Annotated in this window: 18 protein-coding genes; 9 read left to right on the top strand and 9 right to left on the bottom strand. The window is 67.1% G+C overall.

The genetic code is table 11. The features are described 5' to 3' along the window. From L7H23_RS09890 to L7H23_RS09860, 7 genes are all read right to left on the bottom strand, one after another. Entirely contained in the window at positions 1-687 is a 687-nt protein-coding gene (locus tag L7H23_RS09890) for a response regulator transcription factor (protein ID WP_237835719.1), read from the bottom strand. Beyond that, positions 662-1069 (bottom strand): PDZ domain-containing protein, encoded by a 408-nt coding sequence (locus tag L7H23_RS09885; RefSeq protein WP_237835718.1) that lies wholly within the window; start codon positions 1067-1069, stop codon positions 662-664. The genes L7H23_RS09890 and L7H23_RS09885 overlap by 26 nt, the downstream gene beginning before the upstream one ends. After that, positions 1069-3657, bottom strand: coding sequence for a bifunctional lysylphosphatidylglycerol flippase/synthetase MprF (mprF, locus tag L7H23_RS09880; protein ID WP_237835717.1), 2589 nt, complete (start codon positions 3655-3657; stop codon positions 1069-1071). Before mprF ends, L7H23_RS09885 begins: the two co-directional genes overlap by 1 nt. After that, positions 3654-4061, bottom strand: a complete 408-nt coding sequence (locus L7H23_RS09875; RefSeq protein WP_237835716.1) for a DUF2147 domain-containing protein — start codon at positions 4059-4061, stop codon at positions 3654-3656. The genes mprF and L7H23_RS09875 overlap by 4 nt, the downstream gene beginning before the upstream one ends. Position 4062: 1 nt before the next feature. Continuing rightward, the gene (locus tag L7H23_RS09870; RefSeq protein WP_237835715.1) at positions 4063-4803 is read right to left on the bottom strand and encodes a virulence factor; all 741 of its coding nucleotides are present in this window, start codon (positions 4801-4803) and stop codon (positions 4063-4065) included. Between the two features lie 243 nt (positions 4804-5046). Beyond that, positions 5047-6348: a tannase/feruloyl esterase family alpha/beta hydrolase gene (locus L7H23_RS09865; protein ID WP_237835714.1), complete on the bottom strand. Its 1302-nt coding sequence runs from the start codon at positions 6346-6348 to the stop codon at positions 5047-5049. 46 nt (positions 6349-6394) lie between these two features. Then, positions 6395-7153: a phytanoyl-CoA dioxygenase family protein gene (locus L7H23_RS09860; RefSeq protein ID WP_237835713.1), complete on the bottom strand. Its 759-nt coding sequence runs from the start codon at positions 7151-7153 to the stop codon at positions 6395-6397. A 99-nt stretch (positions 7154-7252) separates the two neighbouring features. Here L7H23_RS09860 and L7H23_RS09855 point away from each other — a divergent pair, with 99 nt between their 5' ends. Beyond that, the gene (locus L7H23_RS09855; RefSeq protein WP_237835712.1) at positions 7253-8044 is read left to right on the top strand and encodes an AraC family transcriptional regulator; all 792 of its coding nucleotides are present in this window, start codon (positions 7253-7255) and stop codon (positions 8042-8044) included. A gap of 82 nt (positions 8045-8126) precedes the next feature. On the opposite strand, the gene L7H23_RS09850 is transcribed toward L7H23_RS09855, so the two are convergent. Together L7H23_RS09850 and L7H23_RS09845 are read right to left on the bottom strand one after the other, a co-directional pair. Next, complete coding sequence (locus L7H23_RS09850; protein WP_237835711.1) at positions 8127-9398, bottom strand: trehalase family glycosidase; 1272 nt, start codon at positions 9396-9398, stop codon at positions 8127-8129. A gap of 23 nt (positions 9399-9421) precedes the next feature. Beyond that, complete coding sequence (locus L7H23_RS09845) at positions 9422-12001, bottom strand: TonB-dependent receptor (protein WP_237835710.1); 2580 nt, start codon at positions 11999-12001, stop codon at positions 9422-9424. Positions 12002-12151: 150 nt separating this feature from the next. Here L7H23_RS09845 and L7H23_RS09840 point away from each other — a divergent pair, with 150 nt between their 5' ends. The 8 genes from L7H23_RS09840 to galK all read left to right on the top strand — a co-directional run bounded on the left by L7H23_RS09840 (position 12152) and on the right by galK (position 21599). After that, a complete protein-coding gene (locus tag L7H23_RS09840; RefSeq protein WP_237835709.1) occupies positions 12152-13054 on the top strand; it encodes a LysR substrate-binding domain-containing protein in 903 nt (300 codons plus the stop codon). A gap of 88 nt (positions 13055-13142) precedes the next feature. Then, the gene (locus tag L7H23_RS09835; RefSeq protein ID WP_237835708.1) at positions 13143-14453 is read left to right on the top strand and encodes a DUF4147 domain-containing protein; all 1311 of its coding nucleotides are present in this window, start codon (positions 13143-13145) and stop codon (positions 14451-14453) included. 12 nt (positions 14454-14465) lie between these two features. Continuing rightward, entirely contained in the window at positions 14466-15725 is a 1260-nt protein-coding gene (locus L7H23_RS09830) for an MFS transporter (RefSeq protein WP_237835707.1), read from the top strand. Next, entirely contained in the window at positions 15712-16755 is a 1044-nt protein-coding gene (locus L7H23_RS09825) for a zinc-binding dehydrogenase (RefSeq protein WP_237835706.1), read from the top strand. Before L7H23_RS09830 ends, L7H23_RS09825 begins: the two co-directional genes overlap by 14 nt. Then, a complete protein-coding gene (locus tag L7H23_RS09820) occupies positions 16752-17732 on the top strand; it encodes a Gfo/Idh/MocA family oxidoreductase (protein WP_237835705.1) in 981 nt (326 codons plus the stop codon). Before L7H23_RS09825 ends, L7H23_RS09820 begins: the two co-directional genes overlap by 4 nt. Beyond that, complete coding sequence (locus L7H23_RS09815) at positions 17729-19444, top strand: glycoside hydrolase family 36 protein (RefSeq protein ID WP_237835704.1); 1716 nt, start codon at positions 17729-17731, stop codon at positions 19442-19444. Before L7H23_RS09820 ends, L7H23_RS09815 begins: the two co-directional genes overlap by 4 nt. Further along, complete coding sequence (locus L7H23_RS09810) at positions 19441-20451, top strand: UDP-glucose--hexose-1-phosphate uridylyltransferase (protein WP_237835703.1); 1011 nt, start codon at positions 19441-19443, stop codon at positions 20449-20451. The genes L7H23_RS09815 and L7H23_RS09810 overlap by 4 nt, the downstream gene beginning before the upstream one ends. Beyond that, the gene (galK, locus tag L7H23_RS09805) at positions 20448-21599 is read left to right on the top strand and encodes a galactokinase (protein ID WP_237835702.1); all 1152 of its coding nucleotides are present in this window, start codon (positions 20448-20450) and stop codon (positions 21597-21599) included. Before L7H23_RS09810 ends, galK begins: the two co-directional genes overlap by 4 nt. Positions 21600-21615: the final 16 nt, after the last annotated feature.

Below are 21615 nucleotides of genomic sequence, written 5' to 3'. Positions count from 1 at the left end.
CTAGTCGGCCTTGCCGAGCATATAACCCGCACCGCGGATCGTGTGGACAAGCGGCTTGCCGAAGCCGTCGTCGACCTTGCGGCGCAGGCGGCTGACATGGACGTCGACGACGTTGGTGCCCGGATCGAAATGATATTCCCACACGCCTTCGAGCATCATCGTCCGCGTCACGACCTGCTCCTTGTGGCGCAGCAGATATTCGAGCAGCCGGAACTCGCGCGGCTGAAGGTCGATCCGCTGCCCGGCGCGCGTGACGCGGCGATTGAGGAGGTTCATCTCCAGATCCTCGCACACCAGCATCGTTTCGACCTGCGTGCCGCCGCCGGGCTTGGCGATCAGCAGCTTCAGCCGTGCGAGCAATTCCGAAAAGGCGAAGGGTTTGACGAGATAATCGTTTGCGCCCGATGTCAGCCCCTCGACCCGCGCATCGACCGCGCCAAGGTTCGACAGGATGATGACGGGGGTGGCGACCTTCGCGGCGCGCAGCGCGGCGAGCACGGCCATGCCGTCCATTCCCGGCAGCATGCGGTCGAGGACGATCGCATCGTAACTGCCGTCGGTCGCATGGAACAGCCCGTCGCGTCCGTCGGCGGCGTGATCGACGACGAAGCCTTCGCCGGTCAGGCTCTTGACGATGAAGTCCGCGGTCGTGGGGTCATCTTCAACGACGAGTATTTTCTGCGACATGCGGGTCCTTCGTGCGGGCTGGCAGATGCTTATAGCGACTCTTGCCCGCATGGCGAATATGGAGCTCGACCCCCTTGGCGGCGTCGCTTTTCATGGCGTGCGCAACGGCCGAGACCGACGCGATCGGCTTGCCGTCGATGCGGTCGATCACATCGCCCGCGGCGATATCGGCCTTCGCCGCGGGACTCCCGTCCTGAACGCTCGTGACGACCAGCGCGATCGGCGCGCGCGGGGCAGGGCGTTCGGGCTCATAGGTCAGCCCGGGCAGCTGGTCGCCGCGATGCGCGTAGGGCGCCGTCGCCAGATGCACCGCAAGCGCGATGATCGCCGCGAGCAGGATCAGCATCGCACCGGCGGGGGGCATCGGGCGCACGGCGTCCATCAGACCAGCACGAGAGCGGACGGCGCCGCCCTTTTCTTCGCGGGCGGGCGGCTGACGATATGGTGGACGGCCGCCATACCCTGCGCGAACGCCATCCCGCGCGGGCCGGCGATATAGCGCGGTTCCCAATGGGTCGCGAATTTCGCCTTGTAGTTGCGCAGGCCCTCAAAACCATAGAGCATCTCGCCGTGGCGAAACAGGAATGCGGCGCCGCGCGCCCAGACCGGGGCAAGCTTGCGGCCGTCGATTCCGGACAGCGGCGCGATGCCCAGCGTGAAGCGCCGATAGCCTTCCCCGCGCGCATATTCCATCAAACGGATGAACAGGAAGTCCATCACGCCATAGGGCAGCGCCTCGACATGGCGCATCAGGTCGACCGACATTTCGGCGCGGTTTTCGGTGGCGAGGATGTTGGCGAAGGCGACGATCCGTCCGTCGATCCGGACCACCGCGCAGGGGAAGTGCGCCATATAGGCCGCGTCGAAGCTGCCGAGGCTGAAGGCCTTCTCGCGCTGCTTTTTCGCCGCCAGCCAGTCGTCCGAGACCGCCTTCAGTTCGGCGATATGGCCGGGCACCTCTATGGCAGGGATGATCGCGAAAGAGGCACCATCCTGCACCGCGCGGCGTTCGGCATGACGAAGCGATTTTGCCTGCGGCCCCGCAAGCGTGAATTCGCCCAGCTCGACCCGGGCTTCCTCGCCATATTTGACGATGGAAAGGCCAAGGTCGATCGCATGCGGCAGTGCGCGCGCGCTGATCTGATAGAGCAGGATGCGCCCCTGGGCAGCGTCGGCCCGCTCGCGCAGCTTCCACAGCAGGTCCGACCAGCGCGCCTCGTTGCCCACGGGGTCGCCCATCACGATCCAGTTCGCGCCCTGCACGCGGTACATCAGAAAGGCGTCGCCCTCATCGGCGAGCAGGAAGCGCTTGTCGCCGGTAAAGGCCAGAAAGGCGTCGGTCTGGTCGGCGATGGCGATCGCGGGGCTTAGCTGGTCGAAGTTCACCGCGCCGGGCCGGGCCGGGCGCGCCGAAGGGGCGAACAGCCGCCACAACGCCAGTCCCGCAAGCATCACAGCAATGCCGAACAGCGTGCGCAGGAAACGCGGTGCGTCGCCGCGCAGGCTGAACTGCCACCAGAGGCTGCTGTCATAGGCGACATGTTTGTAGGCGAAGAATCCGGCAAAGGTGGACGCAAGGATCGCCGTCAGTGCGGCTGCGATCCAGCCTGTCGACAGCGGTGCGTCGATCAGCGCGGTCTTGCGATAGAAGGCGGGCCGGCTCCATTGCAGCGCGGCGACGATCCCGGTCAGGATCAGCGCTTCCTCATAGTCGAATCCCTTGGCGAGCGAGAAGAGGATCGCCGCGACCAGCAACGCGCGCGTCGCGACGAAGGCGCCGTCGAGGCGGCGGAGCAGTCCCGGCGCGAGGAAGAGCAGGAGCGTTCCGGCGAGGCTTGCCGCAAGATGCGAGGCTTCGACAAAGGGCAGCGGCAGGAAATGCTTGAGGTCGTGCATCCGCGCCGACTCCGCCGGGGTCGATCCGGAGACGAGAAGGATCAGACCGCCGGCGAAGACCAGTGCCGCGAGCAGGGGCGGCGCCAGCTCGCGCAGCAGCGACTGGCCCGCCACCGCCAGCTCTTTCGCCTGCCCGTGCCATGCCCGGCTTTCGTGCCACGCGAGCAGCAGCGCGGCGACGAGCAGCGGCAGCAGATAATAGATGACGCGATAGGCGAGCAGCGCCGCGAGCAGCTGTGCCTTGTCGCCGGGGACGGTCGCGATCACCACCGCCTCGAACACGCCGAGTCCGCCGGGGACATGGCTGATCAGCGCCGCGATGATCGCAAGCGCATAGCCGAGAAAGAAGAGCGGCCATGCCGACGCATCGGGCGCCGGAAGCAGGATGTAGAGCGCGGCGCTGGCGGCCGCGAGATCCAGCGCGGCGACGAGCGTCATCGATGCGCTCATCGCGGGGCCGGGCAAGGGTGTCCGCCAGCCCCCGATCTCGACCGCCCGAAGCCCGAAGTGGCGGAGTAGCAGCGGGATCAGGCAGAGCGTTACGGTCGCCAGCCCGGCGATGTGCAGCCAGTGAAGCGACAGGCCCCAGTCGAAGAAGGGCAGGATATGCGTGCTCGTCGCCGCGGCGATCCCGGCAAGCAGGATCACGCCGTTCCAGAAAGCGAGGCTCGCCAGCGCGATCACGCTGCCGATCTCGCCGCCGCCGAGCCCCGCAGCGCGATAGACGCGGTAGCGCGCCGACCCGCCGGTGAGCAGCGCGAGGCCCAGATTGTGGCTCAGCGTATAGCTGGTGAAGCTCGCCAGCGCCGCGGTGCGCCATGGCAGCTTCCGCCCGATCACGTGCAGCGCCGCGCTGTCATAAAGGGTAAGCAGCAGATAGCTCGCCGTGGTCAGGCCGATCGCACCCGCGATCTCCATGCTCGACAGCGCGTTGAAGGCCTGGCGGATCGCGTGCGGGCGTACCGAATGGAGCAGGCCGAACAGCGCCGAGAAGCCCAGCGCCGCGACGACCAATGCCGCGAGGATCGATAGCGACCGCTTGTGCGCGGAACTCCAGGCGAGGATCCGGCTCACTGGCGAGTCCAGTCCTGCCGCTTGCACAGGAGGCCGCCGAGAATGCAGCCCGAAATGCGTATGTCGTTCGGTCCCTTCTGCTCGATCGTCGAATAGAAGCGCCGGCCCTGGTCGGGGACATAGACCTGACCCGTCCAGCGTCCCGCGCCGCTGTGGCGATAGTCGCTGAGCAGCTCGGTCCCGATCAGCGAGTTCACCCCCGCATCGCGCGCATCGGCCATCGCCTTCGGGCTCGCCCAGACGATATTGCCGCACAGCAATTGCCCGCAGAGGTGGGTGCGGACGCGGATCGTGCCCTTGGGATTCTGCCATAGGCCGATGGGGGAGACGGCCGGCTGCGGTATGGCGGCCGCCGCCATTCCGGTCGAGGCGGCAAGCATCAGGGCGAGAGCCATCATCTTCATTTCATTCGCTCCTTGGCTGAACGATCGCAGGAAGGATCGCGGCGGTCAGCGCCGCATCGTCGCCGTTCAGGCGGTGCCCGCCGGGCAGGTCGACCTTGCGGAGGTTCGGCATGTCCATTTCGGGGCAGAGGCTGTTGCCTTCCCTGATGCCCCGGATGCAGGTGACGGGTACCCACGTCAGCCGCGACGCGGTCGGCAGCGCGAGCGCGTCGGGGGTCTCGAGCCCCGCCAGCTCGATCGGCGAGGCGCGGAAGATGATGTCGTGTCCGGGCACGACCAGCACCACCGCGCGGACATGCGCTCGCGCCGCCGCGGGCATTTCGGCAAGCCCCGCGTGCAGCATGTCGGCGCCGAACGACTGGCCGATCAGTACGACCTCGCGCGTCCTGCCCAGCGCCTCGGCGCGGTGCATCGCGCCGGCGATCAGCGCTGCGGCCTCGGCGGCGGTGCGGCGCGGCGAGAAGAAGGACAGGCTGTTGACCGTGACGACGGCATAGCCGCGCGCATTGAGCCTTGCTGCGACCTTGGGCGTCATGCCGACGCGATTGCCCATATCGCCCGACAGCATGACGATGGCGGGCCGTCCGGGCCCTGCGTCCGCGGCCGGAAGCTCGCGGAAGATGTCGTGGCGATAATAGCCCGCATAGACATAGTAACCCGCGCAGCCGAGCAGGATCAGCAGGAGGAGGATCAGTCCCGTCGTGCCGCGTGATGGCCTGAATCTGTTGGATCCCGTGATCATGGTGCCGGCATAGCGGCGCGCGGGTCTTCGCAAGCTGACGCGCGGATTACGACTTTGTCATGTCGCGGTCATGCCCCGGACGGACCGGTGCACCTAGAAGGGACGGGTCGAGAGCGAAACCGCTCCTCGGCGACCCGACCAGGGCGACAAGGACTTAACCCGGCACCCGCAAGTCCGACGTCGCCTGCATCCGGCCAGCTCCCGCTCCTCCCCTGTCGTGCGCGAGCTGGCCGGTTTGTCGTTTCAGATCGCGGCGGGCCGCAACGTCACCGAACGGCCGTCACCCTGACCGATCAGCCGGTCGGGAGGCGATCCCTGCTCGACCCATCGCTCGAGCGTCAGGCGTATGTCGTATCCGGGCTGCCGGACGCCGGCGGGGGCTTCGAGCGACTGGCCGAAGTTCACCGGGCCGGCCCCGCCCTGGCAATGTTGCATCCCCGGCACCATGAAGAGGCGGTAGAAATCGGTCGGCGCTCCCGGCCCGCGCGTTGCCCGCCCCACCGACCGGTACCAGTCGAGGCCGAGGCGAGGCGCGATGACCGCGTCGGACCAGCCGAAATAGGACAGGATGCGGCCGCCGCGATCGCGGAAACCCTGCAAGTCGGCCGGGCGCACATCGAGATTGTCCGAAAGCGCGGCCGGGGAAAACGGCCCGAACATATATTGCCGCGACTGCTCGGCGAAGGTCAGCTGCGACTGGGCCGAGGTGTCGGGGTTGGCGATCCAGCGCTGCCAGTCGTCGACGTCCATCGCTGCGGGCTCATAGCCGGCTCCTATGATCCGCCCGAGCGTGGCGAGCTGTCCGATCGACAGACACCCCGCCTTCGCGCCGCCCGCACAGGCGAGACGCGACCAGTCGGGGCGACACCCGCCGGGCTGCTGCGCGATGCCGTTCCGGATCGTTTTTGCCGGGCACGCGGCGCGCGCGGTTCGCCGGATGAGGTCGAGTTCGGACGGCCCGAGCCAGCCGCCTTCCGCGCGCATTCGGTCCTGTATCTCTCCGAAGTTGCGGAACTGGAGCGTCCATGGATTGGCGGGCGCCCCTGCGATCACGCCGTCCCAGTCTTCGGGCCAGCGCGCCGCCGCCATCAGCGCCATCCGCCCGCCGTTCGAGCAGCCCATGAAATAATGATTCTTTGGTGCCCTGCCGTAATAGGCTCCGACCAGCGCCTGCGCGGCATCGCGCGTCGCCTTGATCGAGCGCCAGCCATAGTCGGCGAGCGCCACCGGATTGCCCGCCGCCCAGCTCGCGTCGAACCCGTGTCCGCGATGTCCGGTGTCGGTCGCCGCGATCGCATCGCCGCGCTGCGCGCCCTCCTCGAGCGTCGGCAGATGGATCGCGCCGGCGAAGCCGCCGTTGCCGATCTGGTAATAACGCCCGCTCCAGCGCTCGGCTGCGGGCAGATAGACGGTGAAGCGGATGTCCGATCCCGGCACCGGATGCGCCGAGCCGTCGACGCGGCAGATGCCGTCCGACAGCACGGCGCTCTCGACGACCGCCTTGTCGAGCGCCAGCTTGGCGAGGGTCGCACAGCGGTCATCCACGGCCGGACTGCCGAACGACAGAAGCAGCGGCAGCCAGGCGAAAACGTCAGGCAGCTTTCTCGTCTTCCCACGCGAATTTGAACGCCCCCGCGGTCGGGTCGACGCCCGCGAGCATCATGCCCTGACCGCGCGAGCTGTGCCCGTCGTTCAGCGGCACGTCGGCGGGATCGCGCAGCTGGATGAGCAAGGTCGTGCGCGGTTCGTCGGAGGTATTCAAACCCGATCCGTGGACGGTCAGATAGTGGAAGAACAGCGCATCGCCCGCCTTCGCCGGCAGCGCGGTCGCGCCCTCGATCGGATAGGTTTCGGTCGAGGCGTGATGGTCCTTGCCCTCCGAAGGCAGCGGGCCGAGCTTGTGCGTCCCCGGATAGACGCGCAGGCATCCCTTTTCCTCGGGCGCATCGTCGAAGTGCAGGATGACCGCGATCATCGAATGGTCGCGATGCGGGAAATAGGGATAGTCCTGATGCATCGGGAAGGGCGAGCCCTTCTCGGGCGGCTTGATGAACATCTTGTTGTGGTGAAGCTGGACGTTCGGGCCGATGATGTCCTGCGCGATTTCGGTGAGGCGCGGATCGGTCAGCAGCCGCGTCACCATCGCCGAACGGAAATGGACGTCGTGGCAATGGGTGATCGTCGTGCCGCTGCCGCGCACGCTGTCCCATGTCGCGTCGCTGTTGCCTTCATTGTCGGCGATGCGGTGCATTTCGGCGCGGAACGCTGCCGCCTCCTCGGCGCTGAACAGGCTGGGGACGAGGACATAGCCCTGATCGTCGTAGAATTTTTTCTGCTCTTCGCTCAGCATCGCCGCGGCATCCTCATCGTCTGAATTTGCGCCGATGGTGCCGCTTCCAAGCGGTGATCGCAATTGGCGCGCACCCGATCTTATGGTAAAAAATCGAACATGGAAACGATCGACCTGCCATTGGAAGATTTGCCGCGCATCGCCGTGGCCGGGCAGTTTCTGCTCGCCGACCGCGGATTTTCGACGATCCATCAAGGGCGCACCCACGCGCTGCACCTTCACGGCTATACCGGCGAGATGGAGCTGGCCGGAAAACGCATCCGCATCGCGCCCGGCGATATCACGCTGAGCCCTGCCGGCCTGCCATCAAGCTATGACCTTGCCGCGCCCGGTACGCATTGGTGCATCCATATCGAAGCCGGCGAGGGGCAGGGCGCGCACGCTCCCGTCGCGCTCCACCTGCCCGACTGCGCCGCGCTGCGCGAGCGGTTTGCGCATGTCAGCGGGCTGTTCGCGACCGCGAGCGACCCGATCGCGCATATCGCGGCGCGGCTGGCGGCGCAGGAGCTGTTGCTGACGCTCGCGCGGCGCACCGACCCGCTGCCCGAGGATGATGCCGCCGCGCGCGCCGCCGAATATATCGACCGTCATTTCCACGAAGCGATCGGCGTGCGCGAGATCGCCGCCGCGGCGGGTCGTTCGCCCGCCTATCTGGCACGGCTCTTCCGCAGCCGCTTTGGCACCACCGTGCCCCACCGCCTGCTCCAGCGGCGCGCCGAACATGCGCGTTTCCTGCTCGAATCGACCGACCTGCCGATCTGGCGCGTCGCCGAGCGCTGCGGCGTCGCCGACGCGCAGCGTTTCAACAAGATGGTGCGAAGCCTGCTCGGCGCGAGCCCGAGCGCGGTGCGCGCGCGGGTGAGGGGACCGGTCGTCGATCCCGACAGGTAGCGCAAAAAATGAACCCCGGCGAAAGCCGGGGCCCAGGGTTGGGAGAGTAATTGGGGCCCGGCTTTCGCCGGGGTTCACGAGCTTAGCGCCACGCCAGCCAGATCGCCGCGGTCCACGAGAAATCGTCGCCGCCGCTGCCCGATCCGTCGACGGGGCTGTACGCTTCGTAGAAGCCGTTGCGCTCCATCAGCGTCAGCGTGTCGTGACGGACGCGCGCGGCTTCGGCGTCGAAACCCGCTTCGGCAAGGCCGGTGCCGATCATGTAGTTGACCACCGCCCACACCGGGCCGCGCCAGTAGCGGATCATCTGGAAGCCGGGATCCTCGGGGTCGAGGCTGGGCATCAGATATTCGACCTTGCTGCCGATCCGGTGCAGATGCGCGAGCATCGCGGCATCCTTGGCGGGATCGGCAAGCCCGGCATAGAAGCTCAGGAACGAAGCGCTGGTGATGAAGCCCGACGAGCGGCCGGTGATGAGGTCGCGCGAGCACCAGCTATGCTTGTCCTCGTCCCACAGCCAGTCGATCCCTGCCTCGGCCTTCGCGATCATCGCGCGGATTTCGGCGGCTTCTTCGTCGCGGCCGAGATAGTCGGCAAGGTGCAGCAGGTCGCGGTTCGCGCGCAGCAGGATCATCGACATGCCGATGTCGGCGACCTTGAACGGATTGCCCGCGGTGATCTTCGCATGATCCCAGCCCTGCGCGACGCTATATTGGACGAGCGCGAGGTAGCGATCATACTCGAGCTTGGTCGGGCGCATCTTGGCATCGAGATGGCCGGTGTCGCGGCGGGTATACTCGCCGACGTTCGAAATATCGATCGGCTCGCCGGGGATGTCCCATTCGGGCGAATTGTCGCGGCCGGTTTCCCACGGGTGCATCGCGACCACGACGCCGCGGCCGTCGGGATCGCGATAGTCGCGGAACCAGCGGTGCCAGGCGATCAGCTTGTCGAACAGGCTTTCGAGGCGGAGGCGGTACGCGTCATCGGCGTCCGCCGCGATCGCGCTGTCCCACAGCTTGCGGACGACCGTCGCCGCGACGGGCGGCTGGGTGATGCCCGAGGTGATGGGGGTCTTGCCCGTCGCCCAGACCGAAGGTCCGGGGAAATAGCCGGGATCGTCCTGCCAGAAGACGATATGCGGCAGGAAGCCGTCGTCCCACTGCGCGCTGAAGAGGGTCTCGACTTCTTTCCACGCGCGGTCGCGGTCGTAGGTGTCGAAGCCGAGGGCCACGAAAGCCGAGTCCCAGTTCCACTGGAAGGGATAGACCCGGCCGTTGGGGACGGTGTAACCGCCCCGGTCGTTGGCAGTCAGGATGGCGCGGGCACCCGCGTCAAGCGTTTCAGTCGTCATGTCGCGGATGCCCGTTTTCTCTCTTAGAAGTTGAAGGTGGCGCGTGCGGTGATGCGGCGCGGCAGGACCGGACGGCCGACGAAGTAGGCGCCGCCCACGGTCTGGTTGTTGTCGAGACGCGGCGACCCTTCGGTCGTGGCGTCGGTGTCGAACAGATTGAACACATTCACCCCGAGGCGCAGGCTGTTCTTGCCGATCGGCACGGTATAGCCGGCGTCGAGGTTGACGATATTCCATCCGTCGAGCTTGATCGAATTGTTCGACGCGGTGAAATTGTCGCCCGTGTAGTTGGTGAAGAAGGACAGATCGAGCGCGCCGTCGTCATAATAGAGGCCGGCGTTGTAAAGGATCTGCGGCTGGCGCTCCAGGTCGTTGCCGATGATCGCCGGGTTCGACGTCGGAACGCCGCCGACATTGCTCTGGAACTCGGTATATTTCGCCTTCTGCAACGTCAGATTGCCGTTGAAGTGCAGGTTGGTCAGCAGCTTCAGGTCGAACACCGCCTCGATGCCGTAGGATTCGGTCGCAACCAGATTGACGAGCTCCTGGAAGCCGCCGCCCGGCGCGTTGACGAACAGCACCTGACGGCGGTTCTTCAGGCTGGTGTAGAAGGCCGAGGCCTCGAGGCTGAAGGCCGGCTGGCTGACCTTGATGCCGCCCTGCACCTGCTTGATGATTTCGCCCTCATAGCTCTGCGTGCCCGGCGAGGCGCTCGCATTTGCCGCGGTCCCGGCGGGGAGCGGCAGGAAGCCGACCGCGCGTACTTCGGGGAAGAAATAGCCGCGGCTGCCGTTGAGGTAGAGGCTGACGTCGTCGGTCACCTTGTACAGCGCGCCCGCCGCGACTGCCCATTCGGTGGTCGAAACCTTGCCGGTCAGATAGCCGTCATTGCCCCAGATCACGTCGCGCAGCGAGGTCGACAGATTGGGCGTGGTCGCGTCGGTGATCGTCGTCGAGGTGCGCTCGCGGCTGATGTCGCCCTTATAATGTTCGACGCGGCCGCCGATGTCGAGGTTGAAGCGGTCGCCGATCTGCATCTGGTCGGCGAAATAGGCGGCGTAGCGCTCGGCCTGATGGCGGTTGTTGACGTAACCGCCGCCGGCGTTGAGCAGGCCGTTCCGCGAAATGATCGTCGTTGCGCCGCTGACGGGGTTGGTGACGGTCAGGTTGACGAGCTGCGGCTGGTTGTTGAACGCGCCGAGGAAGGTCGTGGTCACGTTGATGTCGCGCGCGACCGTGTCGGCATAGAAACCGCCGAGCGTGAAGCTGTGCTCGACACTACCGGTCTTTGCCTGTTTGGTCAGGTTCAGCTCCGCCGAGAAGTCGTGCATCGGCCGGCTGCGATCGGTGAAGCGGTTGGCGAACAGGATCGCGTCGGCGGGCACCGCGCCGCCGCCGACATAGGTGAAGCTCGCGTTCGCGGCGGTGATGCCGTTGAGCTCCGGAATCTGGCCGCGACGCGCGGCGTTGGTGACGAAGGCGTTCAGCGTCTCGGGGACGTTTACGACGCCGTCGCCGTCCGACCACAGCCCGAACTTGTGCTTGTAGTCCGAATATTTAACGCGGCCGTTGATCCCCCAGCCGCTGTCGCCGAAATCCTTGTCGAACGCGATCGCGACCTGACCGCCCTTGCTGGTCACGCCGTCGGTGATGTCGGTGGTGAAGGGACCGTCGGGGGTGTTGAAGCCCATGCCCGCGACCGCCGGGGTCAGCAGCTGATAGACCTTCTTGCCGTCGTTGCCCGGGATGCGGCTGCGCGTCGTGCCGTCGAGCGGGACGGGCAGATAGAATTGCGCCTGGTCGTCGATATACTGGCCGTAGAGCGTGATCGACCCGCTGTCGTCGGGGAACTCGTACTTCAGGTTGCCGCGCAGCTGGAAACCCTCGGTATCGAGCCCCGTCTTGATCGGCCCGTCGTCCGAACGATAGAAGCCCGAGAGCGCGAAGAACAGGTTTTCGCCGAGCGGCCCGCTGACCGCGAGGTCGCCGCGATAGCGGCCCTTTTCGGCCCATTCGACCTGTGCCGTGCCTTCCAGCTCGTCGCGGCCGGTCTTGCTGATATAGTTGATCAGGCCGGCGACCGAGCCCGGACCGAACAGGTTCGACACACCGCCGCGGACGAATTCGAGGCGCGAGACGCCCAGGTCGTTGCGGTAGTAAACGTCATAGGCCGACGAGTTGAGCCCGAACGTCGACATCACCGGGATGCCGTCATACATCAGCGGCGTGAACTGATACTGGCCGCCCGAGGGCAGGCCGCGCACAAACACGTTCGAGGCGACTTCGCCGCCGCCGGCGTCGGCCTTGATCGTCGGGATGCTGGCAAGGATGTCGGCCTGGCTGCTGACGCCGAGGCGGGCCAGCGAATCGCCGCCGACCGAGGTCACCGCGAGCGGGGTGTCGAGCGCGACGCGCGGACGGCTGGTACCGGTGACGATGATCGTGTCCTGATCGCCTGCGACCTCCTCGTCGGCGGTCTGCGGGGCGCTCTCGTCAGCGTCCTGTGCATAGGCCGCCTGCAGCGGCATCAGCGTCGCAGCGAGCGGCGTCGCGCAAAGCAGGGCAGTACGGAAAGTGCGCGAAAAGCGGCGGTGAGCGGTCATGCTGGTCTCCTCCCATGGTCTCTTCCGGGCCCTTTGCAGGCCGTTGTCATAAAAACTGAAGGGGAGGGTCCCTGAACGAAAGCCCGTATTGTTGCAACGCTGTGTTGCTGATAATGGCACTAAGCGACATAAAATTACGGGAGAGAGACGATGCTCGATCTGGGCGATCTGCAGGTGTTTTCAAAGATCGTCGAGACCGAAAGTCTGACCAAGGCGGGGCAGGCGCTCGGGCTTCCGAAATCGACCGTGAGCCGGCGCATTTCGCGGCTCGAGGAAAATCTCGGGGTGCAATTGCTGCACCGTTCGACGCGCTCGGTCACGGTGACCGAGGACGGCGCGATGTTCTTCGAATATTGCCTGCGCTCGCTGGGGGTTCTCCGCGACGGCGAGCGCGCGCTGCAGAACCGCCAGAATGTCCCGCGCGGCGTCGTGAAGATCGCGATCCCCTATGTACTCGGGCAAAGCCTGATCGGCCCGCTCCTCGCGAGCTTCCTCGATCTCTATCCCGACGTGCGCCTCGTCAGCGTGATGACCGACGATGCCGTCGGGCTGCTCCGCGCGGGCTTCGACGTCGCGCTCGCGGTCGGCCCCTTCGCCGATTCGGAACTCGTCGCGGTCAAGCTCGGGGTGACCGAATGCGGCCTGTTCGGCGCGCCCGGCTATTTCGAGCGCAAGGGCATGCCGCAGAACCATGTCGAACTGCCGCGCTTCGACCTGCTCGCGACCGGCACCGTCGACCGCCGCCACCGCTGGCCGCTCCACACCGAGACCGAGCAGGTAACGGTCGAATTCTCACCGCGCCTCGTCTGCAACGACCTCAACCTGCTCCGTCACGCGGTGCGCTCCGAACTCGGCATCGCGACGCTCCCGGCCTTCCTCTGCAAGGCCGACCTCGCCGAAGGAAAGCTCGTCGAAGTACTCCCCGGCTGGCAGGCGCCCGACATGAGTTTCTATGCGCTGTTCGCCGATCCCAAGGGCGTGCCCGTCCGCGTTCGCTCGCTGATCGACTATCTCACCGACAAGCTAAGGCCCACGCTTTCATGGGAAATTTAGGTTAGTTGCGAAAAATGGAACAAATAGTTCCACAATCTGGCGCTAGGCGCTCCCGCCGCTCTGCTTCACCCCAAGGGGCAAATCATAAGTGGAGGGTGTCATCGCTACCGAGGCCGAACAGGTGAGCCGGACGAGCCAGCGCGAGCAGCTGATCGCGCTGTTCCGCGAATCGGTGCGCGCGGTGAGTCCCGAGGTCGCGATGCCGCGGAAGATCCCGCACTCGCCGCACGGCCGTACCGTCGTCATCGCGGTCGGCAAGGCCGCCGCCGAGATGATGCGTGTCGCACAGGACCGTGCCGAACAGCCGCTGAAGGGACTCGTCGTCACGCGCCACGGCCATCTTCCCGAACCCGCGCCGTCGTGGCCCAATGTCGAGATTATCGAGGCGGGCCACCCCTATCCCGACGAGAACAGCCTGCGCGCCGCCGAGCGCGCACTGGCGATCGCGACCCGGCTCGAGGCGGGGGACAATCTGCTGCTGCTGCTCTCGGGCGGCGGTTCGGCGCTGCTCGCGGCGCCAGCGGCGGGGCTCACGCTGACCGACAAGCAGCAGATCACGCGCGCACTGTTGCAATCGGGCGCGACGATCGAGGAGATCAATTGCGTCCGCAAACATCTCTCGCGCGTCAAGGGCGGGCGCCTCGCGGTGGCTGCGGGTGCCGCGCATGTCACGACGTGGATCATCTCGGACATTCCGGGCGACGATCCCAGTTTCGTCTCGTCGGGGCCGACCGTTGCCGATCTCACCAGCCTGTCGGACGCGCGCGATATCGTCGCCAAATATGGCATCGAGCCCTCGGCGCAGATCGCTACCGCACTGAATGACCCCGCCAACGAGACCCCTGCCGCCGACGCGCTCGGCATCGCGGGCGGCGAGACGCAGATCATCGCCAAGGCGCGCGACGCGCTCGCCGCGGTGCAGGCGATGGCGGGCACCGCGGGCTATCAGGTCACCAACCTCGGCGATCAGCTCCAGGCCGAGGCGCGCCATCTCGGTGCCAGCCACGCCGCGCTCGCGCGCCGCATGGCAAAGGATGGCACCGCGCGCGTCATCATCTCGGGCGGCGAGACCACGGTCACTGTTACCAACAAAGCCGGACGTGGCGGACGCAATCTCGAATATCTGCTCGGCCTCGCGATCGCGCTGAACGGCGAGCGTGGCATCTTCGCCATCTCGTGCGACACCGACGGGATCGACGGCACCGACGATGCGGCCGGCGCGACGATCGGTCCCGACACGCTTGCACGCGCACGTGCTGCCGGGATCGACCCCGCCGAATATCTGGCGTCGAACAATGCGTACAGCTTTTTCGAAAAACTCGGAGACCTGGTCATAACCGGGCCCACGCTGACCAATGTGAACGACTTTAGGGCGATCCTGATCGACCCGACGGCGTAAGGGAGAAGAGACATGGTGGGGAACAAGGGAGGCTTGGCGGCCCGCGCCAACTATCCGTGGATCATGATCGGGCTGCTCTGGCTCGTCGCGTTCCTCAACGCGGCCGACCGCAACATCCTGCTCGCCGTCCTTCCCGACCTCAAGGCCGAATTCGACCTCACCGACACCCAGCTCGCGCTGCTCGGCTCGGTCTTCTTCTGGATCTACGCCGTCGGCGCCTTCGTCGCGGGCCGCGTCGGCGACAGCGTGCGCCGCAGCCGCCTCATCATCTTCGGCCTTGTCTTCTGGAGCGTCGCGACCGGGGCATCCAGCCTCGCGACCGGCTTTGCTCTGCTGCTTTCGATGCGCGGGCTCGTCGCGGTCGGCGAGTCGACCTATTACCCGACCGCCACTGCGCTGATCGGCGACTGGCACAAGCCGCAGATGCGCAGCCGCGCCCTGTCGCTGCACCAGACCGCGGTGTTCGCCGGCTCGGGACTGGGCGCCGTCGCGGCGGGCTATATTGCCGACGCGTTGAGCTGGCACGCGCCGTTCCTGATTTTCGGCGCCGTCGGGCTGGTTCATGCCGTCATGCTGTGGTTCTTCCTCCACGACGCGCCGATCGTCCACACCGCCGCCGAGGAGGGCAAGCCTGCCGAACCGATCGGCATCGTGCTGCGCATTCCCGCTGCGCTGATCCTCTGTGCTGTCTTCGCGCTGGCGACGGGCGCCTCGACGGGGGTCACCTTCTGGGCGCCCTATTTCGTCAAGAATCTGCTCGGCCTCAATCTGGCCGATTCGGCCTGGGTCGGCTCGGCGACGATCAATATCGCGGGTTTCTGCGCGGTCCCGCTCGGCGGCCTGCTTGCCGATACGCTCGCGAAGAAATCGCCGATCGGCCGTTTCACGACGCTCGCGATCGGGCTCGGGCTTGCCGGGTTGCTCCTGCTCCCGCTCCTCGGCGCGAAGACTGCCACGCAGATCGGCATGGTGCTCGTCGCGACCAGCATCGCCAAGGGCCTGTTCGACGGTTGCATCTATGCCGCGATGCAGGACGTTGTGCCGCCGCACGCCCGCGCCACCGCGGTCGGCATGATGACGATGATCGGCTTCCTCGGCGCCGGCATCACCCCGATCCTCGTCGCGTGGATCGGCGAAAGCTTCGGCATGGGGTCGGGCATCGTCGCGATGGCGGGGCTTTACGCCGTCGCCGTTCTCATCCTGCTCGGTACCCGCCTGCAGGCCCGCCGCGGGGTCGCGGCCAATCAGGAGGTCGTCCATGTCGTCGAGTAAGGCGCTTGTCCTCACCGCGCCGCGCACGCTGGCGTTCGAGGAAAGCGCGTTCGCCCCGCTCGGGTCCGAGGAGGTGCGTATCCGCACGCTCTTCTCGGGGATCAGCGCGGGCACCGAACTCACCCAGTATCGCGGCACCAACCCCTTCATGCATCGCCGCTTCGACGAGGCGCAGCGCCTGTTCGTCGATGCCGAGGTGCCGAGCTGGGACTGGCCGGTGCGCAATCTCGGCTATGAGGAATCGGGCGAGATCATCGAGGTCGGCAGCGGCATCGCCGATCTGAAAGTCGGCCAGCGCCTCTTCGGGACCTGGAACCACAAGACGCACCATGTCGCGACCGCCGAATACGCCCGCGACCGGCTGCTGCCGGAGGGCGCGGATCCGCGTATCGGCATCTTCTCGCACATCGGCGCGGTCGCGCTGAACGGCGTCCACGACGCCCAGATCCGCATCGGCGATACGATCGCCGTGTTCGGCCTTGGCGTGCCGGGGCAGATCGTCGTGCAGGCCGCCCGCGCATCGGGCGCGCGCGTGATCGCGATCGACCCCGACGCCGCGCGCCGCGACATTGCGCTTCGTCATGGCGCGCATCTCGCGATCGAACCTGCGGGCGCAGCGGAGGAAATCAAGCGCCTCACCGGCGGCCGCGGCGCCGACGCCTGCATCGAGGTATCGGGCGCGCCGCCCGCGCTCGGCGAAGCGATCCGCGCCGCCGCCTATAATGCCCGCGTCGTTGCGATGGGCTTCTTCCAGGGCGCGATCCCGGGGCTGAAGCTCGGCGAAGAATTTCACCACAACCGCATCCAGCTCATCTGCTCGCAGATTTCCGGCGTGGCGCCCGATGCGAGCTATCGCTGGTCGAAGCCGCGCCTGTGGCGCAGCGCGATCGAGCTCCAGCACGACGGCACGCTCGACCTGATCCCGTTGATCACCCATCGCGCGCCCTTCGCCGACGCGCCGAAGCTGTTCGACCAGCTCGACCAAGGCGCGCCGGGCATGTTGCAGGCGATGCTGGAGTTCGGCGCATGAGCGCGCTTCGCATCGGCCTGCTCGGCTGCGGCGGCATCGGCGCGCGCCATGCTGGCGCGGTCGCTGCGTTGCCCGACGATATGGAACTGGTCGCCTGCTGCGGCCGCGATGCGGAGAGGACGAGGGCGTTTGCGGAGGGTCGCACTGCCGCGGCCTACACCGACCTTGACGCTATGCTGCGGCAGGAGCGTCTCGATCTCGTCATTGCGACATTGCCCCCCTATAATCGCGGTGGCGAGATCGAGCGCGTTGCGAAAGCGGGCGTCCATCTGCTCGTCGAAAAGCCGATCGCGCTCAATCAGCCGGCCGCCGACGCGATGGTCGCCGACGTTTCGGCCACCGGCGTCGTCGCGGCGATTGGCTTCATGTACCGCTTCGGCGATGCGGTACGGCGCTGGAAGGCGGCCGATACCGGAAAGGTCGGACTTTATGCCGGGGCCTATCATTGCAATGCGCTCCACGCCGACTGGTGGCGTGAGGAAGCCAGATCGGGCGGCCAGATTCTCGAGCAGGTGATCCACCAGGTCGACCTGATCCGTCATCTGATGGGTGAGCCCGATACCGTCTATGCCCGGCGTACCAATTTCGCGCATCACGACACGCCGGGCTATGATGTCGAGGATATCAGCGCGATCGTCTTCGGCTGGGACGACGGCCGCATCGCGACGCTCAACGCGTCGAATATCGCGGTTCCCGGCGTGTGGCACAAGGAGTGGGCGGTCTATGCCGAGCGCATGACCGGGCGCTTCACCAGCTGGAACGACGCCGTGCTGACGCGCACCGCCGGCGAGGTCTCGGCCGAGGAAATCGCGGGACCGACCGATCCCTTCGTCGCGCAGCTTGCCGACGTGTATCGTGCGATCACGACCGGCGCCGCGCCCTATATTCCGCTGGCCGAAGGCGCGGCCTCGCTGAAGCTCGCGCTGGCGGCCCGCCAGTCGGCCGACGAGCGCCGCGAAATCCGGCTGACCGCATGATCGCTTTCGAAAAGAGTGGCGTCCGCCTCGACGGGATACAGCCGTTGCTCGATGGAGCGGTTCCCGGCTGCTGGCCCGCCAGCGAAATCCCCGGCGGGATCGAATGGGCGCTCGAGGCGGGCGGTGCGATCCGCCTCGCGATCGTCGAGGACGGCGATACGGTTCGCATGGACGTCTCGGCGAGCGGCCTCGACGACGCGCCGCTGTCGCTTGGTCTTCGCTTCGGTGCAGTGCGTGGCGTCCGCCGCTATCTCCGCAACGGCTATCACAGCTGGGACGGCAGTTTCTTCGCCGACCCGGGCACGCCTGCGGGCGCCGCGCCGCCGGGCAAGGAACCGACACTCGGCTTCGCGATGACCGCGCTGGTGCCCGCCGAGGGACAGGGCGTGGTCGTGCTCGGTTTCGATCGTCACGACCGCTTCCAGAACCGCTTCCGCTTCGGCGGCGATGCTACGGCGATGACGATCGATGTCGAAGCATTGCTCGACCGCACCGGCGCGACCGCGGCAGAAAGCCTGTTTATCTACGCCGACCCCGACGTCGAGACTGCGCTGATCCGCTGGTCCGATCGGGTCGCGGCCGCCTCGCCGACGCCGCCGCGCATCCCCGACAAGCGGATCGAGGGCTGGTGCTCGTGGTACAATCTCTACGCCGCGATCACCGAGGAGACTATCCGCGAGCATCTGATCGCCGCCGCGAGCTATCGCGACGCGCGCGGCACCGGGCTCGACATCTTCCTGATCGACGACGGCTTTACGCCCGAGATGGGCGACTGGCTCGACGTCAAACCGCAATTCCCCCGCGGGATGCAGCCGCTGCTCGCCGAGATCGCGGGCGCCGGTTTCACGCCCGGCCTGTGGATCGCGCCCTTCATGGTCGGCAACCGCAGCCGCCTCTTCTCGGAGCATCCCGACTGGGTCGTGCGCGAGAGGGCGACCGGCAAGCCACTGGTTCAGATGGCCTTTTACGGCGAGTTCCGCTGGCACAAGCGCAGCGAGGAATATTATGTCCTCGACATCACGCATCCGGATGCCGAGGCGTATATCCGGCGCGTTTTCCGCACCTGGGCGCACGAATGGGGTGCGCGCTACTTCAAGACCGACTTCATGTTCTTCGGCGCCGAATATGGCCCCGACCGCGCTGTCTGGCACCAGAGCGGCCTCTCGCGCGTCGAAATCTGGCGCAAGATGGGCACGATCATCCGCGAGGAGATCGGCGAGGCGCTCTGGCTCGGCTGCGGCTGTCCGCTCTGGGCTTCGGTCGGGCTCGTAGACGCGATCCGCATCGGGCGCGACGTCGGGGTCAAATGGTCGGGCGACCAGTCGGCCGAGAGCCTGCTCCGCGATCAGGCGACGCGCAACCATGCCGCGGGCCGACTGTGGCAGGCCGATCCCGACTGCATCCTGCTCCGCGACCGCTTCCACGACCTGACCGACGCGCAGGTGACCAGTCTCGCGCTGCTCGCTGGCCTGTCGGGCGGGGTGTTGATGACGAGCGATCATCTCGGCGAACTCACGCCCGAGCGACAGAAGCTGTTCGACGCGCTCGCGGGCCTTGATGTGGCCGAATGCCGCTATCCGTCGCTCGGCAATGGCGAGGCGCTGATCGTCCAGCGCGCGACGCTCGCCGACGGGCGGACGCTCGAACTCCGGCTCGATCCCGAAACCGGCGCGAGCCGCTGCTCCGACAGCACCGGGGCGATCTGGCCATGACCTTCGACCCCACCGAGCATCCGCATCGGCGCTACAATCCGCTGCGCGGGGAATGGATCCTGGTGTCGCCGCACCGCGCGAAGCGCCCGTGGCAGGGCGAGCAGGGCAGAGCGGCGACCGAGGCGCCGCCGAGCTACGACCCTGCGTGCTACCTCTGCCCCGGCAACACGCGCGCCAACGGCGTGACCAACCCGGCCTATCCGGGTCCGTTCGTGTTCGACAACGACTTTGCTGCGTTGCTGCCGGACACGCCCGCGCCGGAGAGTGGGGACGATCCGCTGTTCCGCGCCGAAGCCGCATCGGGCACCTGCCGCGTGATCTGCTTCTCGCCCGATCATGCGCGCGGGCTGCCGCTGCTGTCGGATGCCGAGATCGCGGCCGTCGTCGATTGCTGGTGCGACCAGTGCGCCGACCTCGGCCGTATCCACGCCAATGTGCAGGTCTTCGAGAACCGCGGCGCGATGATGGGCTGCTCGAACCCGCATCCGCACGGACAGGTCTGGGCGACGAAGCATGTCCCCGCCGAGATCGCATGCGAGGACGTCAACCAGCGCGCCTGGGCGGGCGCCAAGCCGATGCTCCTCGAACTCGCCGAACGCGAGGCGGGCGGCCCGCGCATCGTCGTCGAGCATGACGACTGGCTCGCGATCGTCCCCTATTGGGCGAGCTGGCCGTTCGAGACGCTGCTGCTGCCGCGCTTCGCGGTGCAGCGCCTGCCCGACCTTGCAGCGCCACAGCGGCAAAGCCTCGCTGCGATCCTCGGCGAGCTCACCCGCCGCTACGACGCGCTCTTCGATTGCGCTTTTCCTTATTCGATGGGCTGGCACGGCGCGCCGTTCGGTCAAAACGATGTTGGTCACTGGCAGCTCCACGCCCATTTCTACCCGCCGCTCCTCCGTTCGGCGACGGTGCGCAAGTTCATGGTCGGCTATGAGCTGCTCGCCGAGGCGCAGCGCGACCTCACCCCCGAGCAGGCCGCCGAGCGCCTTCGTGCGGTGACATTGTGACGCTTGCCGAGCGAACGCTTGCGCGTTTTGCCGACCTCGTCGGCGCCGCCCCGGATCTCGCAGTCCGCGCCCCGGGCCGCGTCAACCTGATCGGCGAGCACACCGACTATAACGACGGCTTCGTGCTCCCCGCCGCGATCGGTCTGCAAAGCGTCGTCGCGGTCCGCCGCCGCCCCGACAGCATCGTCCGCCTGATCGCAGCGGACTTCGGCGACGCGGTCAGCGCCTTCGATCTCGCACAGCCGATTGCCCGCGACGCCAACCAGCCCTGGTCCGACTATATCCGGGGCGTTGCTATCGTCCTGCAGGCCGAAGGCGTCGAACTCGGCGGTCTCGACATGCTCGTCGCGGGCGACATTCCGCAGGGCTCGGGCCTGTCTTCCTCGGCCTCGCTCTCGGTCGCGAGCGGGATGGCGTTCGGCGGGCTGTTCGCGCCCGGCCGCTTCGACGCGACCGAGATCGCGCTGATCGCCCAGCGGGCCGAATGCGATTTCGTGGGCATGCGCTGCGGCAATATGGACCAGCTCGCCTCGGCGCACGGCGCGGCGGGTAATGCCTTGCTCATCGATTGCCGCAGCCTCGACGTCCGTCCGGTGGCGATGCCGCCCGGCACGGCCGTCGTGATCGTCCATTCGGGGATCAGCCGCGGCCTTGTCGATGGCCACTACAACGAGCGCCGCGCCTCATGCGAAGCCGTCGCACGGCAGCTTGGTGTCCCCGCGCTTCGCGATTTGACGCCGGGCCAGCTCGAAGCGGCCCGCGCCGATCTCGACCCTGTCGCCTACCGCCGCGCACGCCATGTCGTCACCGAAAACGCCCGCACGCTCGATGTCGCTGCGGCGATGGAATGGGGCGACCTCATCGCGCTGGGCAACGCGATGGCGGAGTCTCACGCCTCGATGCGTGATGATTTCGAAATCACGCTTCCCGCGATCGACCGGCTCGTCGCCGAACTGCAGGACGCGATCGGCGGGCACGGCGGCGCGCGCATGACCGGCGGCGGATTCGGCGGCGCGGTCGTCGCGCTGGTCGAGGCCGATGCCGTGGAAGCGGTGGTCGCCCGTGTCGAAGCGCGCTATCGCACCCCCGAAGGCGGCAAGCCGCTGATCATGGTCGAACGCGCCCACGCCGGCGCGTCCTTCCTCTGAGGCTGGCGCGAGGGAC

Origin of the sequence: Sphingopyxis sp. BSN-002, assembly GCF_022024275.1 — a bacterium.
Classification (GTDB): domain Bacteria; phylum Pseudomonadota; class Alphaproteobacteria; order Sphingomonadales; family Sphingomonadaceae; genus Sphingopyxis.
This window is presented reverse-complemented; position numbering and strand designations above follow the sequence as displayed.

Excerpts from the sequence above, each read along its gene's own strand:
- L7H23_RS09810 (WP_237835703.1), top strand. The coding sequence starts at position 19,441 with ATGACCTTCGACCCCACCGAGCATCCGCATCGGCGCTACAATCCGCTG.
- L7H23_RS09820 (WP_237835705.1), top strand. The coding sequence starts at position 16,752 with ATGAGCGCGCTTCGCATCGGCCTGCTCGGCTGCGGCGGCATCGGCGCG.
- L7H23_RS09855 (WP_237835712.1), top strand. The coding sequence starts at position 7,253 with ATGGAAACGATCGACCTGCCATTGGAAGATTTGCCGCGCATCGCCGTG.
- L7H23_RS09845 (WP_237835710.1), bottom strand. The coding sequence starts at position 12,001 with ATGACCGCTCACCGCCGCTTTTCGCGCACTTTCCGTACTGCCCTGCTT.
- L7H23_RS09840 (WP_237835709.1), top strand. The coding sequence starts at position 12,152 with ATGCTCGATCTGGGCGATCTGCAGGTGTTTTCAAAGATCGTCGAGACC.
- L7H23_RS09850 (WP_237835711.1), bottom strand. The coding sequence starts at position 9,398 with ATGACGACTGAAACGCTTGACGCGGGTGCCCGCGCCATCCTGACTGCC.
- L7H23_RS09870 (WP_237835715.1), bottom strand. The coding sequence starts at position 4,803 with ATGATCACGGGATCCAACAGATTCAGGCCATCACGCGGCACGACGGGA.
- L7H23_RS09830 (WP_237835707.1), top strand. The coding sequence starts at position 14,466 with ATGGTGGGGAACAAGGGAGGCTTGGCGGCCCGCGCCAACTATCCGTGG.
- L7H23_RS09875 (WP_237835716.1), bottom strand. The coding sequence starts at position 4,061 with ATGAAGATGATGGCTCTCGCCCTGATGCTTGCCGCCTCGACCGGAATG.
- L7H23_RS09815 (WP_237835704.1), top strand. The coding sequence starts at position 17,729 with ATGATCGCTTTCGAAAAGAGTGGCGTCCGCCTCGACGGGATACAGCCG.
- L7H23_RS09860 (WP_237835713.1), bottom strand. The coding sequence starts at position 7,153 with ATGCTGAGCGAAGAGCAGAAAAAATTCTACGACGATCAGGGCTATGTC.
- L7H23_RS09825 (WP_237835706.1), top strand. The coding sequence starts at position 15,712 with ATGTCGTCGAGTAAGGCGCTTGTCCTCACCGCGCCGCGCACGCTGGCG.
- L7H23_RS09890 (WP_237835719.1), bottom strand. The coding sequence starts at position 687 with ATGTCGCAGAAAATACTCGTCGTTGAAGATGACCCCACGACCGCGGAC.
- L7H23_RS09885 (WP_237835718.1), bottom strand. The coding sequence starts at position 1,069 with ATGGACGCCGTGCGCCCGATGCCCCCCGCCGGTGCGATGCTGATCCTG.